Origin of the sequence: Paraburkholderia sp. DD10, assembly GCF_049177125.1 — a bacterium.
GTDB classification, from domain to species: Bacteria; Pseudomonadota; Gammaproteobacteria; order Burkholderiales; family Burkholderiaceae; genus Paraburkholderia; species Paraburkholderia terricola.
Genome location: NZ_CP185393.1, coordinates 3397765 through 3412619 on the forward strand (window position 1 = coordinate 3397765; position 14855 = coordinate 3412619).

9 protein-coding genes and 1 pseudogene are annotated in these 14855 nt (G+C 62.2%); 1 reads left to right on the forward strand and 9 read right to left on the reverse strand.

All coding sequences use genetic code 11. The features are described 5' to 3' along the window. Positions 1–3: 3 nt before the first annotated feature. From ACOCG7_RS30770 to ACOCG7_RS30805, 8 genes are read right to left on the reverse strand one after another with little or no spacing between them, the layout of a single operon-like run. Positions 4–2556, reverse strand: coding sequence for a PglZ domain-containing protein (locus ACOCG7_RS30770; protein WP_421378513.1), 2553 nt, complete (start codon positions 2554–2556; stop codon positions 4–6). Continuing rightward, positions 2556–4682: a type II restriction endonuclease subunit M gene (locus tag ACOCG7_RS30775; RefSeq protein WP_421378516.1), complete on the reverse strand. Its 2127-nt coding sequence runs from the start codon at positions 4680–4682 to the stop codon at positions 2556–2558. Before ACOCG7_RS30775 ends, ACOCG7_RS30770 begins: the two co-directional genes overlap by 1 nt. Further along, entirely contained in the window at positions 4679–6505 is a 1827-nt protein-coding gene (locus ACOCG7_RS30780) for an Eco57I restriction-modification methylase domain-containing protein (RefSeq protein ID WP_421378519.1), read from the reverse strand. The genes ACOCG7_RS30775 and ACOCG7_RS30780 overlap by 4 nt, the downstream gene beginning before the upstream one ends. Position 6506: 1 nt before the next feature. Next, on the reverse strand, positions 6507–7595 hold the full coding sequence (locus ACOCG7_RS30785; RefSeq protein WP_421378522.1) for a GTP pyrophosphokinase: 1089 nt from the start codon (positions 7593–7595) through the stop codon (positions 6507–6509). An 8-nt stretch (positions 7596–7603) separates the two neighbouring features. Continuing rightward, positions 7604–11152, reverse strand: a complete 3549-nt coding sequence (brxC, locus tag ACOCG7_RS30790) for a BREX system P-loop protein BrxC (protein WP_421378525.1) — start codon at positions 11150–11152, stop codon at positions 7604–7606. Positions 11153–11161: 9 nt separating this feature from the next. Next, positions 11162–11737 carry a BREX protein BrxB domain-containing protein gene (locus ACOCG7_RS30795; protein ID WP_421378528.1) on the reverse strand — a complete coding sequence of 192 codons (576 nt, stop codon included), beginning with the start codon at positions 11735–11737 and terminating at the stop codon, positions 11162–11164. Next, entirely contained in the window at positions 11734–12519 is a 786-nt protein-coding gene (locus ACOCG7_RS30800) for a BrxA family protein (RefSeq protein ID WP_421378531.1), read from the reverse strand. Before ACOCG7_RS30800 ends, ACOCG7_RS30795 begins: the two co-directional genes overlap by 4 nt. Then, positions 12516–13070 carry a BrxE family protein gene (locus ACOCG7_RS30805; protein ID WP_421378534.1) on the reverse strand — a complete coding sequence of 185 codons (555 nt, stop codon included), beginning with the start codon at positions 13068–13070 and terminating at the stop codon, positions 12516–12518. The genes ACOCG7_RS30800 and ACOCG7_RS30805 overlap by 4 nt, the downstream gene beginning before the upstream one ends. A gap of 592 nt (positions 13071–13662) precedes the next feature. Between ACOCG7_RS30805 and ACOCG7_RS30810 the strand changes: the two are divergent. After that, a pseudogene (locus ACOCG7_RS30810) lies at positions 13663–13848 on the forward strand (hypothetical protein); the annotation flags it as partial. Between the two features lie 137 nt (positions 13849–13985). Here the strand turns inward: ACOCG7_RS30810 and ACOCG7_RS30815 are convergent. Further along, entirely contained in the window at positions 13986–14849 is an 864-nt protein-coding gene (locus tag ACOCG7_RS30815; protein ID WP_421378537.1) for a radical SAM protein, read from the reverse strand. Positions 14850–14855 lie beyond the last annotated feature (6 nt).

The following is a 14855-nucleotide window of genomic DNA, read 5'->3' on the forward strand; positions in this document are numbered from 1 at the left end:
GGCTTACACTCCAAGTCGAACCGGGATGTCGGTGGGCGAGCGGAAAAGCTCCGCGTCGGTTGCCGGGTCCTGCACCACGACGCGCAAAGAGGCGGCGCTCTCATCGCTCAACAGGAAAGCGATAGTTACCTGCTTGTTGGGCTCGAGCTCCACGGTGCCCGTGGCGCGGTCAAACTGCGCGTCGACCGCCATACCGACGGTCCCCACCTGCTTGCCAGCCGCCATCAACAGCGGCCGAACTTGAACTCCCGTCGCGCCGAGCGCCATCTGCTTGGCACCGTAGGTGAACGTAACGCTAAAGATGCGGTTTGTCACCGCCTCCGGGAGCCCGGTCGCTTCGATTGGGGCCGCCGTGGGTCGCGCCAACTCGCGCGTTTTCGTGCGCACGGTCAGCACCGGGATGGCCAGCTCCTGGAGCGACGGCCCGCCGTGGTGGAAAGCAAGGTCACCGCCTGCCTTGAAGACCCCCGACGCTGCCGGGAACACGAGATCGAGGTCGGAGGCGTAGCCGAGGGACGACGCCGACACGCGCACACAGCCGGGCGGCGTGGTGCCGCCTCGCCCGATCCAGCAGCGCCGGTGTAGCTCTACGGTGTCACCGCCGGGGGCATCGGTGCGCATGGACTCGTCACGGTCGTTGGCGAAAAACAAATGGCCGTGGTCTGCGCTCACCACAGCGTGCTCGATGCCTGCAGCCGCGAGCTTGCGGATCGCGCGCGCAAGGTTATCAATGACGGTGTCCATCACCTGACGCGCCTGGAAGGTAAAGCCCGTCTCGCCCGCGTGGTCGATCTCCTGCGAGCGAACGACGACGACCTGTGCGCCGTCGAACTTCTTCGCGAGCTTTGAAGGCTGGAGGCTCAAGAGCTCGTCGAGCGCCATGTCGACTACGTTTGGCACACGCGCGGCCGCGTGCTTCTTCCGGCCCGCGAGGTCGGGCAGGAAGCTGTCATCGATGCGGGCGCCGAGTTTGCCGCCTTGCTCGATGACCGAGAAGCTCGCAGAAGCACCGGGCTGCAGCGCCGCCATGCCGACAGACGTGATGCTGGGCAGCGCGCCGACGGCCGCGCGAACTGAGACCTCGGAGGTCTTTGGCAGACGCTCGGCGAGCTCAACGCCCATTTCGAAGCGCATAGCGTCGACGAGGAAGTAGGCGACGGGCTTGGGCCTTTCAGCGACTACTTCGCTCCAGATGTGTGTCTGTTGCAGTGCGCCCGGGACGTTCCACCCGGCCTTGACGAGCGCTTTGGTGAAGCCCTCAGCCATCGCGTGGCAGGCGTCCTCGTGGGCACGGCGGACGACGCCTAACGGACGCTCCTCGGGCTCCTCGTCGAGGTTCGCGACCCACGCTTCCAAGCGGCGCTGAGCTTGATCGAGTCGGAACCAACCATCCTTTGACACATAGGCTTCCAGCCACGCGGCCGCGTCCCCCGAAGTTTTGTTGACTGCGTTCCGCACTTCCACCGCCACTTTACCCAGCTCGGCCATTCTCCGAGTGGCTTCCCACTGGGCCTTCCTGCTGACGTCACGGTCAAGCCAGAAGCTCTGCTCGCGCTCGGCAACAAGTCCCAGCGCCTCACTGAACCTGGTATTCGAGATAAGTTCGCCCGCGTGACGAAGCAGGACACGCTCCTCGAAGCGGAAGGTGTCGATTGCTCCAAGCCCGCCGGGCGGCAGCGTCGCGTTCTTGAGGCCCAGCTCCTGTTCGACGCGGTCCGCGAGTGGCGCGTACGCATCGGGAAATCCCATGCGCAGGCGCCGCGCGAGGTCACGCACAGCAGACTCATCATCCTTTGATGAAGGCTTGGGGACGCTGTCGAAGGAAGCTGGCGAGTCGCACGACAGGTCGAGGCGGAACTCCCCGGCGAGCACATAGCGGAGCGTGATGGCGCGCAGTTTCGCGAGCGGCGCGTCCGATTGCAGCTCGAGCCCGAGACGTGCCTTCACGAGCTTCGTCAGCTCGCGCGTGGCCTCCTTGCTGACGATCTCCGCGTCGCGGGCGTCGCTCACGAGCCAAGTGGCCAGGAGTGTATCGTTGCCGCTCGTGTTGTGGAAGATGCTTTTCAGAATCGAAGGCGGCTCTGCGCCGGGGTCTCCCGCCGCTGCGCGTGCGATATCCTCGTAGGAGACCTTTCGGTCAAAGGGCAGCATCTCGTCGACGACGCCGAGCGTGTACTTCTGGAGGAGAACATTCTTCGCCAGCTGCTTGAGCTGCGGCTCCCACGTCGTGCCGGCCTTCTCCAGCTCCATCAGGACGGAGGAGTGGCGGTCCCGGGCGACATTCGGCATGTAGACGATAACTGCGCCTGGAGCGTCGCTGCTCAAGTGCGGCTCGAGCACCGCGCGCAGCTCGAACATCGATCCGGCATACTCCGCAAGGCTCGTCTTCGTGCCGCCGACGTCAACCGGAACGGGATCGCTTGCTCTGCGAGGACCACTGCGCACTTCGTCGACGAAGGACTGGAACTCGCCGCGCTCGTCGTACCAGACGACGACGCAACGGGACTTGAGCTTGTCGGCGAGTTGCTTCGCCACGTAGTCGTGAAGTGGGTGCATCAGGTGTTTCCTCCCTCGGCAGCAGTCTTGCTGCGGTCACCACGACCGCGCCCGGCGTTGCCGGTGGCGGCGTGCGCTTCGAGCAGGCTCTTGAGCGCTGATTTCACGGCAAGCGAAGTTCGTTCGCGGACGAGCTCCTCCACGCTGCGAGTGGGCGTCGTGCGTACGGTCCACTTGCCGTCAGTTCCCGCGACCCAGAACACGTCCTCGAGACTGTGGGCGATAGCGAGACTCCGGTCCTTTGCGCATTCCGGAACCACGCGCTCGGGCCATAGATACATCGCGAGGTGCGCCCAGTCGTACTTGCCCTCACAGAGCGCGTCCCAAGTGGACTTGAGCTCTTTTTGCCAGGACTTGTTATGTGGAACTAGTCGCCAGAGCGGCGCAAAGTTGACGATGACTCCATCGTCGAGGTTCGGCCTCCAGAGCGGCGCGACACGCTTCACCTCTTTGAGGAACGCGCGCAGCTCGTCGACGAAGCACTGCTGTATAGCTAGCCCTTTACGCTCAGTTGCGGTCGCCTTGTCGCGCAGTTCGCTGATGATCGACGCGAGGCGGCGCTCTTCGTGGGCAAGCTTCGGTGCGGCATAGTCGTTCTGGACGCGGAAGAGCGTGTCGTTGCTGAAAGCGTGGATGTAAATCCAGACCGAGTAGCTCGCCGAGGGCGTCGCGAGCTGCCAGTAGATCGGAGCCTTGCGACGGCTCTTCGAGTACATCTTGATGTGAAGCGGGAAGAGCTCACTCGCGAGCCGAGCGCGAAGGTTATCCGGCACGTCGACGTGGACGCGATCGGCAACCGCGTGAACGCGCGCGGCGAGGTCCTCGGCGTGGCCTTCGTCGTCGACGAGAACGTCGGGGCGATCAGCGAGACCTTCACCCGCGGGGTACATGCCGGGCGAGCGCGAAGGTAGCGGGTCGAAAGGCTCCGACTCGGTCGGGATCGGCCGTTCGCCGGTGGCAAGGCGCGGATCGAAGCGTCCAAACGCTACGCCAACTGCCCAGGAGAGCAGGGCGTCCGAGGTAGCACCACCCGGCGGATCGTCCTCGATCACGTCAACGTCGTTCTCTTCGCTGCTCTCGTAGGTCGCCTCGGCACCAGACGCAGCGCGCTTCGAGGAGGCCTCGACGAGAACGCGATCATCGGCACCAATGCCGTACAGCCCGATGGCCGCGTCATCGACGTCCTTCTGGATCGACTCCAGTTTTTGCTCGACGGTGGCGCGGTCGAGACCGGATACCTTCTCGTTCAACAGCGGAGGCAGGACGAACGCGTGGGACGTCTCGTTGGTCGAATCGAGAGCTCGCTTGAGCGACCATGCTCGCCCAGCCAGCTGCGCGAGCGTTGCGGCATCTCTCTCGGAAAGGTCTGGAACCGGGGTTTGCTGGATGAGACCAACTTCGTATGACTGTGCAAGCTCGGTCCGCGCAAGCTGTACGCTTACGAGGTATCCAAATGCTCGAGAGTTGACGATCGCGCTGAGGGCAAGGAGCCGCTCCGACGAGTCACTCCCCTCGAAGACAGCCGGTCCCTTGTCGGCGAAGATGCAGCCCCGAGGCAGCGCGCGGAACGAGAGACCGTTGGTTCGACGAGGCCATGTGAGACCTGGACGGAAGTAGTGGTCGTGACCGTTGAGCGCAGCGGTCCAGTGGTAGCCCCACCCACGGCTCCCTCGATACTCAGCGATGTCGGACTTTAGCTCAGCACCGTCTTGATACCAGTTCACAACAAGATGGATGTCGGCGTAGTGCGGCGAATGCGCCCCCCCCTTGGCAAAAAGACTCCATCGCTTCCTCGACGAATCCGCTCGGCTTTGCGTGACGTTGTCGTCACCAACCTCACACCAGAGGCGGAGATAGCGCCGATCGTCTTTGGTCGAACCGCCAAACACCGCCTCGCGATTCCCATGTTGTAGCGGCGAGTGCTTCGCGAAGGCTCCGCGAATCTGATCACTCACCCAGTACGCGAATGGGCTTCCGGGCACGGAGACAAACGCCTCCGGGTCCGGCGTATAGATTGCGCCTTCGGAATCACGTCCGGCTGCGCCCCGGTAGGCGGACACCGCTTGAAGGAGCGCCTCAGCCTTTTGATCTACCGACGCGTCGAGCACTCGAAAGAAAACGGTCATGACAGCGCCTCCAAGCAGTATGCAGCGGTTTCCACCATTGCGCTGTCGAGCACCCCAGCGCCAAGATCGGCGAACACCACGGGAGGAGCCTGTTTGAGAAGCACCTGCTCGCGCCACTTCTGGAAACTCGAAAGGAAGAAGCCGGTGCGTGAAGTTATCGCGCCAACGCGACCACACGACGAGAGCAACTCGACGCCGCGCTCTACGAACGCTGCGTACACGTCGCTCTTCGACCTCGGATAAGCTTTCTCGAAGTCTTTCTTTGCGCGCGCGCTTCCAGCACCGAACGGCGGATTCATTAGCACCACATCGAACTTCTTCTCGGCCACGCCGAGCAGCGCCACACCATGCGCGGCGTCGTCGGCGAAGAGGCGCCTTCGCGTGTTCGCGCGTCCGCCCTCGTCGCTCACAAAGCGCGCGAGCGCCGCACGGATGCGCTCCTCGGGCGGAGCGAAAAGGTCGCCTGTCTGACCTCGCTTGGCCTGCCGCCCCACGAGTTGCTCGACGCGCAGGAGGAGGCCCATGTCGCCCGCGAGGTTCAGCGACTTCACGAGCGAGCTGAACACGCGCCCGAGCTCTACGTCGCCGAGCTTCTCGACGAACTCCTTGGCGATCTGCTCGTCGGCGACGAGCGGCTCGGCCACAACGATGTTCGAGCGGCGGATCTGCGCGCGGCCGGCGCGGCCGATACCTAACTCACGGTACGCCTTCTGCGCCCGCATCCACAGCGCGAGCTGGGCGATCTGCGCACAGCGCGGGTCAATGTCGACGCCATGAAGGTTGTGCGCGAGGACGAGCACCGGGACCGCGTTCCGAAGCGCCTCGACGGTCGGGTAGTCCTCCACGAGCGTCCTGCCCGTGGCCTCGCTCTTCGGGCTCTCGGGATCGGTATATGCCTCCTGGTAGATCGCAAGGAGCAGGTCGAAGGCGTAGAGCAGAAAGTGTCCGCTGCCGCACGCCGGGTCGAGCACGCGCAAGTCGCGCGGATCTTTCTTGGCGCGCGGCACGAATGCCTCTCCGAGCTTGCGGACCATGTACTCGCACTTCTCGGCGAGAACTGTCTCGGCGCGACGCATCTCGTACCAGATGCGCCCAAGTGTATTGTCGGTAAGGAACTGGACGACGTAACGGGGCGTAAAGAACTGGTTGCGTACCGCCAGCTCGCGGCTGTTGCGCGGCGCTTGGCTCTCCTCACGCATCTTCCGGCGCTCGTCTTGGCCGTTGAAGAATTGATAGACCCAGCCGATGGTCTCGTCCTCACTCCAAACGCTGGCAAGCGCGGTGGAATTCAGGATCTCGAGAAGCTGCTCGAACGTCGCCCGCTTCGGCCAGAGCACACTCGACGGGTCTCGCCTGTCGAATAGGACCTTCACCTCGGTCGATAGCTCGTCGAACAGCGACTCGATGTAGAGTCGGTAGCCTGCGCTGTTGGGCAAGAGCAGCAGCCCAGGCGCCATGCCGCTGTACTCGAGGAAGCCGGCGGACTGCTCGCCTTTGGTGATGCACTCCTGCACGAGCTCGCGCGCCTCCAACATTTTGAGCGCGACGAAGCGATTGAGCGTGGTAAAAGCGGCGTCGCGCAGGTAGTCCGAAACCGAGTCCGCGATGCCCATGCCGGAGGCACGCTTGTGCTCGATCGCGGCGACGATCCGTTCACGCTGGAAGGCTTGGCGGGGCGAGAGATGCCCACCAGCCTTCGCGGCAACGGCGCCGTCTCGGTGCACGTCGAACTCGCCCTCGAGCTGCGAGGCGAAGTCCTCCTCGAGGAGCTTCCGCGCTCGCTGGGTCGCGCGTTCGATGGCGTTGCGTGTGTCCTTGTCCATGTTAGAGTCCTTCGGTTTCGGACACGGCGACGGCTGGCGCCGCAGAAAACTCGATGAACCGCTCGGCGAACCACCGCACTCTCGCAACGCCCTCTGTCGGCGCCTCAGCGAGCGGAGTCTGAAGGTGCTTGCCGATTTTCGGGAGCAGGAGCACCAGCAGCACATCCGACGAGTCGCGGTCAAGTCTGAACCGTGTCGATTCCTCTGCGTTCATCCGCTGCGCGAACGCCTCAAGCGCTGCTTGTGCAGGATCCGTCATCGGCTCTGGCAGATTGAGCAGCTTCCGGATGCTGTCGGGGTTCAGTAGTCGGATAGGCAGGAGCGATTCGAAAAGCGCCCCGGCGTTGCGGGCGAACTCGATCCCCGGAAACCAGCCGCGCAGCCGCGCGACGAAGTCGTATACGTCGCTAAACGTGCCGCCTTGCTCCCGCTGCCGTCGTTCGGTTTCGGCGAACAGGCTCGAAATAGTGCCGTCGCCCATGCGCACCGATTGGCCAAGCATGACCAGGAAATTCCGCTCCTGCTCTGAAAGCGTGCCAGCGGCCGGCTTGTACCCAAGATCGTGCTCGATCTCGTTCCAGACGTGAGCCATCATGCTGCACACCTGCACCTCACAGGGGACGTCCATAACATTGGCATACGTGCCGACACCGTCGGCCTTGGTCAGGAACACCTCGATGTGGCTCGCGCGATAGAAGTTGCCGGGGTCGTCGCGGTTCTTGTCCTTGCGCTCATGGGGCAGCCGCTGGTCGCTGGAATCGACGAACCGCCGGCAGACGAGCTCCACGACCTGCTCCTCGTGCCGCTGCTCGTAGGTTGCAACTCGCACCGCGGCGAGGTCACGAATCTGCTCGAACACGGCGTCGACGTCCGGGATCGACTTCTTGCCGTTGGCGGCAAAGCGGCGCAGCTTGCCCTCGAGGCTCTTTGGGCTCTTCGCCCGGGACGTCACCTGGGCGCGGATGGCGTTTCCCTCAACGATTTCGGAACGGCAGATCTCGGCCACGCGCGCCGCGAGCTTGAGGTAACGGTCGTACTCGCGGTGGTAGCGCTGAACTGCCTTCTTGATGGTGTCATCAGAGATCGTCATGTCGGCCTCTACTGGACAATGACTTTCTTGCCGGCGCCGATGAGGCGGGAGCACTCCTCTCGAATGCCGTCCAGTGCAGCCTCGAGCTGTTCTTCGGTCTCGATTCCCTCCGCGAAGTAGCTGCCGACGCTGACCGTGGCGACGCGCTCGCCGTCAATGATGCGGCGAAGCTCCGCGACGGCTGCGCGCAGGCGCCCCTCACAGGCATCCCGGTCGGCGCGAAGCTGTGGAATAGGCACAGGGTCGGCCTCACGCTTCTGCCCGCGCTCAAAGGGTTCTGCAAGGCGGCGTTGCTGGTCCTCGTCGATCTCCGTCCAGCCCGGCGTCTTCACAAGCTTCTCGAAGGCCTTGGTGTAAGCGGCCACGCGGGCGTCGAGTGCCTCGTCGAAGCGACGGCTGTACTCGGTCTCGATCGCCTTGGTGTGCTGCTCGATCGATGGCAGCTCCTTGAAGAATGTCTCGCGCGCGAGGAGATCATCAAGCGACAACGCGCGCGTGCGCAGTTCGTCGGCGATATCAGATTCCTGGCTCAGAAAGTTCCAGAGAACGCCTTGAACCTTGCGCGCGCGCTCAAGGTCGTGGAGGCGCGACTCGGAGAGCACCTGCTCGAGCTCGACCGCGCGCTTGATGGCATCCTTGATGGCGCGGTGGCTCGTGTTGAAGGTCGCGATGGCGTTGTCCTCCGAGCCCCGGAGGATGGCCTTCATCTGTCCGATGGCATCGTCCAGCACCACCACTCCCGGCAAGCGATGGGCGTTCAGAGTTGCGAGCGCCGAGGAGACGGTGTCCTCATTGCGCGCAACTTCTTTGCGGAGCTCCGCCACGATCGCTCCCGCGTTCAGCTCCGTCACCTCGCTGCCGAAGGTCTCGCGGAACGCTTCTGAAGCCTTCACCAGCTCCTCGAACTCAATGCCCTTCTTCGGCCGAAACGCCGCCTGACGAAAGAGATTGTTGTTTGAGAAGGTGTCGCGCGCCTCCACTCCGGTGACCGTGTCGAGCGTCAGCCCCTTGCTGGTCGCCTCGATCTTCCCGGCGCGCAGTAGTGACAGAACCAGAAGGCGCACGACCTCGAAGTCCCAGCCGAACGGCTCCTTCGCAAACTCGTCGGTGAGGTAGCGGCCACTCGCAGTGTCGCCGTAGTTCGCGCGCTCCTCGATGCGGTCGAGCACTTCCTTCAGCGGCCCGCTCTCGGTGCGGAAGACCGTCTTGCCTTTCTCGTCACGCAGAAGGCCGATGCCGCCGAACACGCTCGGCAAGCCTTGGAGGTTCTCTGCGGTGAAGAGGGCGTCGGTGCCCTTCTTCACGTCCGTCGCCTTGGCGGCGGCCTCCTTGAAACGGTCGAACACCTCGGGCAGCACCTGCCCGAGCACCTCGGCAGCGGTCTTGCCCACGTCGACGGCGCGGTCAGTCGGGCTGCGGTCGTTACCTCGGAAGTAGATGCGACCCGAGAGGCACGCGGCACGGAACAGGCGACGAAGCTCGTCGCTGTGGCGGCGAAGGCGAACACGCTCCTCAGCAATCAGAGCGGGCGTGTCCTCGCCCTTCGTTTCGCGTTCCTTACGGGCAAGCATCTCCTTGCTGCGGAACAGCTCGACGGTTTCCCGGTCTATGGCATCGGTCAGGCCGATGGCCCAAAAGACGTGCTTGCGCTCCTGCTGACTGCGTGTCCGCAGCTCTGCTGCAAGCGAGTCGAATTCCTTGCCGTCGTCGGCGAGGTGGGCCTGGAACATTAGGTCGCCGCCCGTAATCTCACGGCCGTGGATGGCGAGACCAGCTTTGAAGGTCTTGGTATCGAAGAGCGTATGCGATGGCTGCGGCTGCCAGAATGCGGACAACACCTCCGAGTAGAGGCGGTGCGAGTCACCGAGCTTCGGGCTGATACCGTTGCGCAAACGCTCCCAATCGTCCTCGGCAGGCGTCGGGATGCGGTAGCCGTCGTCGCCGTGGCGTACCTTGTGGGTCGTCTCGAGCTCGCGTAGGGCCTCCTTCACAGAAGCGAGTTGCGAGTCGCCGCTGACGCTGCCGTGCAAAGCCGCCGCGATGTTTTCCGCGCTGCGGTGGACGCTCTTCACGTACTGGAGCAAGCAAATCACTTTCGCGACCGGCTGCGTGAGCGGGTGCATCAGCTCCTTCGAGATAGCAGCGATTTTCGCGCGGACCTCGGAGCCGATGTTGCCCTCGACGAGGTCGTAGACATGGTCGAGGCGCACGAGGTCGCCGAGCTTCGCATCCGAGAGGTTCACCGCCGGGTTGATCAGGAGCTGCTGCGCGAGCTTGATGATGGTGCGGTTTGCGCCGCCGACGTGCTTGCTCGCGCCACCTTGCGTGCGCAGGCCTGAGACGACCTGGATAATGAGGTCGATTTGGTACGGCAGCAGCGGGTACAGGTCGATGAAGGTCTCGCGCGACAACTCCGGGAGCCTGATGTCGGCGGTGAGTCGGGTGTGCTCTGTTAGCCGGCCGCGGTGTTCGTCGAAGAGCTTCCCGAGCGCGGTCTGCGCTACGGCGTTCTTCGAAAGCACGCGGCGGCTGGTGACCTCGGAAATATCCGACGGCTCGAGGTGAACCTGCAGCGGAAAGCGGTCCATCAAGCGGGCCAGCTCGATCTTCTTGTCGTCGAGGCCGCTGACTAATTCGCCGAGCTTTTCCTGAGAGGTGACGACGACCCAATGCTTACCTCGGCCTTTCACACCGAGGCTCTGTACGACGGCCTGTAGATCGAGCATCTTCTGGACGTCTCGCGCGACGAACTGTCCAACCTCGTCGACCACGAACATCAGCGACAGCCCCGGCTTGCGGCGCTTCATCAGTTCGCCCGCGCGCTCGGCGAGCTTACCCGGCGTGATGTCGGCCTTGTTCTTGACGGCCTTCACCCACGAGTCGGCCATCGGGTACGTGTCGGGATCGAGGCTATGAAGTACGCGGCTCGCTTCGGAGAGCGCGAAAGCAACCTTACCCTTCTCGACGGACCAGTCCTTCTTGAAGAGCCGCTTGTACTCCTCCTCGAAGCGGGCAAGCTGGCCCTTCTCCTCAAGCCCGATCTCCAGCTCCGAGAGGTCGAGGTCCTTCGCGTACCCCAAGCTTTGGAGGAAGAGCCCGTACATGATCTCAGTCAAAGTCTGGTTGCCGCTGCGGATGCCTCGGTCCGTCGAGACGTCGAAGATAACAGCGTGGGTCGGTATTTTCTCGTTGATGGCCTTCAGCAGAACCGAGAGCTTCTTGTCGCCAGCGCGCCCGGCGAAGCGCTCGGCGGCGGACTCGCCCGCGACGGTACGGTTCGCGATAGAAAGCCCGAGCATCTTGGCGAAGCTTGACTTACCGGAGCCGAAGAAACCCGAGACCCAGATGGCGATGCCCTCGTGCGGCTTGTTCGGCGTCTCTTGGTAGGCGTCGAAGATGCCGGTGTAGTGCGAGCGGATCGCGTCCGTGACGACGTACTCGTTGATCTCGTCGCGGATGAGCTCTTCGTCGGTCTGGTCGACCTTAATGACTTCTTCGATGCGACGGTGAATGTCATTGGCGAAGAGTGTATTGATGGTGGTATTCGTCGTCATCATCGGCAGTCTTCAGAAGATCTTCGGGCGGTAGTTGTGCTCCGCGTCGAGCACGCCCATGAAACGTAGGCCCGCCGCGCCATCGAGGTCGCCGGGGTAGAAGAGAACGGTTGGAACGTGGACGCGGCCCTTAAGCTGCTCGAGCAGCGAAAAGGTCCGGTACATTGGGAAGAGCGAGCCGGTGCGCAGGACGAATACGACGTCGCGCAGTGGATCGGGGTCCTCTGGCATGCGGGCGGCGACAAGGTCGACGAGCGGCGAGTACTCCGAGAGCACCGAGTGAACGGTCTCGACAACGGTTTCGACGCCCTGTTCGCGCTCGGCGGTGAACCACTCCTCCAGCGGCCGCTGGGACCTCATCGCCTCGTCGAGACACTCGGCGAGCGAGATGCGCTTCACACGCTTGCCCTTCTGGGAAAGTCGCGTCTCGAGAAGGGTCACCTGCTTGCGCAGGTCGAACTCGTCCTCAGGGTCGTAGCGAAACAGGGCGTACGGCATGTCGTGGTACGCGCTGATGCGCTGCCGGGGATCGGGCAGCTCGAGGACTGGCTCGAGGTTCTGCTTGATCCGGTAATCGAGGTCGCTCATGCAACCATCCTCTCTGCGTATTCGCTGGAGGTCGTGCAGGGCAGATTCAGCTGCACGAGGCTACCAGCCACGTGGTATTCGAGCTTGCGAAATTGATGCAACCGTAACAACTCCTGCTCGACGTCGGACGGCCGCATCAGAAAAAGTCTCCAGTCCGGCGAGTTGATGACCTTGCCGGGACTCACCTTCGCGTCGCGCATCGCATGAAGCAGATACATGAAGCTCTGCTCCGGCAGATGGTACGACGCGAATTCCCTTCTTGCCGAACCACGAAGAAGACCGAAATCCGCTGCTATCTTCAATAGCCCTGCAGCGACCCGATTCGTGGTCCGATCGGACCACGCGTGCTCGGTAACTGCGCCGCGTTTTTCAATCTCGATGAGATACGTTTCAATTTCGTCCGTTCGGATACGAAAGGTGCCAGCCTCGTATGCGTCGAAAAGCCATGTTTCAAGGAAGTCGCGTACGAGAAACTCGTCTCGCGTCATGTGCCATAGCAGCAGCGGCTTCCACTCTTCGATGCGGACGCCACGATTTGCTAACAGGACCAGCGCTCGATCGCGCCCTTCGGGATCGAACCTGCGATTTAATACCTTCGCGACATCACGCAGCCACGTGGCACTCTTGGCTCCGATAAAGTTCATGTTGCGAAGGTGATCCAGGTTTTCACGCTTTGAGGCGTTAAAATCCCATGCCGAGAAAACTGCGTAGGTTTCCTCGACCATCGCGCCCTTGATAACCGTAAACGACGAGACAACGTTGGCCCGGGACTTCGACGTCATGTGTCGTCCCTCTTGGCATATGGAACAACCAGAGCGCCAATTTCGCCGCGCGCAAAGCCGAGCGCAAGCAGAGCGACACTCGCGTCGGTGCCATCAAAGATGCCAGGCAGCGGAACGGCGCGCCCCTCCGCTGCGCGACGTAGCCTTGAGTAGGCATCAACTTCTGTCTCGGTCACTAGCCCGACATCGCGGAGAATGTCGACCAGATCAGTGCTGCCCAGCGTCTCGATCCGCTCGAAGAATGGCGTCCAATTACTTGCGTGATCCAGCCACCGCTCCCAGCACGCGTCGAAATCCTCCTCAATGGCCTCGGGCATACTCCAGAGCGTCACACAGCCCGGTGGCCTAAAGACCTCATCGCATCGCTGCGCGGCGACGGCAAAAACCGAGCGCGCTTGCGCAAATCGATAGGTGAGGGGAAATCCGCGTCGCAGCACCGAAGCACCCAGCTTACCCAACTGGCCCTTCGTGTTCCACCAGCGAGCGTTATCAAGCTCCCCGAAGCGCGCCACGACGAGGCGCAGGCGAAGTAGTTTTTCAAAGTCAATCATGCGTCCGCACTCTAAGGCGCCGCTTGCTCGTCTGCGTTGACGTGCATTGTTATCGTTCTCCCGTCGGCTTCGTAATGAATCCGACGGTCAGGTCGTACTTAGTCCAATCGTCGTTCTCGGCACGCGAAAACCGTCGGCCTCTGACAACCTCAAAGCAGGGATCTTCTTGACAACCGTCAGTCAGTAAATCGTCGGCCCGCGAACCTCTGCCAGACGGCGAGCTACGCGATGGCGACAATCTGTCCTGACCGACGGGTCATTGACATGGCGCGATCAATCCGTGTTGGCGGCCTCGGAATGGTACAGGATTTTTCAAGGCGGCAATGAAAACCGGGTGCTCCTGCGCGACTCGTTCCTTACGCGGTCACGCCCCCCGTCGTTGATTGTCGGACGCGAATACTAGCCGAACGTTCGATCGCTTGTTGGCAGGTTCACGACGAAATACCCATAGACTTCGTGGCAGCCGTTGACTCGGCGTAGCAGCTTCGCGAACGTTAGACCTCTCGCAGCTACCCGTCGAACCGCCAGAACTGCCCCGTTTCGCGCGCTTCGGAGAATCTGACTCCGCAAAGCTCGCTGGGCCCGCGACGATGTAGTCGTTGAGGAGGCCAGGTTCAGGGGAACGCGTCGCGGCATGTCGGCTGGCATCTCCCCAACCCCAAAATCCATGGAAGTACAGAGCGCGTTGATCTTCGTCTTCGATGACGCCGATCTGATTTGCGAAAAAGTCTACATCGACCGTGCGACGATCCTACGCCAGTTCGGGGGCCTGCCCTGATTGGTGCCGAAATCAGCGGTGTGCGCAGACTCTGGATGACGCCACAGGCTCCTTCTCCCTGTAGCGGCCTTTCGGTTAAGCCGGTCGAATGTCAGATATTCGGTGGAGTCTGCGAACGGGCCTTCAATCGTTGATATTTATCGAATGGTCATATAACGGGTCACAGCAGCAGCTCGCTCCGGGCCGCATATCTCGTCAATCGCCTGCCGGGCTTGTGGATCGAAGATCGAGCAGACATGCTGAAGAGAATCAACCCGTTCTTTCGAATGAACGAACACAGTTCCATCGTGGTGAACGATCGGGTACGTCGAGCGTCGGCTGTCTTTGTCGGAGACCTCAATGAGCGACTCATGCTGGGAGCCCAACTTCTCTCTCACACGACTGATCGCCGATTGGAACTCTGCTGACTCCAACGAGTGCGCTGTTGACACACGAGCGCCAGGGCCTAGAGGCATGTACTGGTAAATGCTCCAGCGCCACGGCGCCAGATCACTCACGTGCATGGCCAGTTCCGCGAGCGAGTCAACATTGCGCCGGGAAACGACCGTATTGATCTTGAATTGGGCGCCGATGCAGTTGAGCCACCGGAGGCGCCTCATCACGATGTCGAAATGACCGGGCGTGTTCCTCATGTCGTCGTGCACATTCGAGTTAGGACCGTCGAGTGGCAGACCTATCAGATCGATGGTCTTGCTGACTAGCTGCGTGTTTGCCAGCGACTGCGTCAGTGATTTACCGTGGGTGTCGATATGAACGATCAGCCCTGCGGCCTTCGCCCGTTCAGCCAACTCACCGATGTATGGGTACTGAAAAGGATCGCCGCCACCGAACGTAATTGTTTGGAATCGCAGCGATGCAATCCGATCTACTATCCCTGTAACCACCGGCCGCTGGGCTCGGGTGGTTTCGAAGGGTACGTAGCACCATTCGCAATTGAGCGCGCAGCGATGAGAAAAGTTCAGTACGACCCGAGTCGCACGTGCGTTGAAATCAGCAGTCACAAAGGG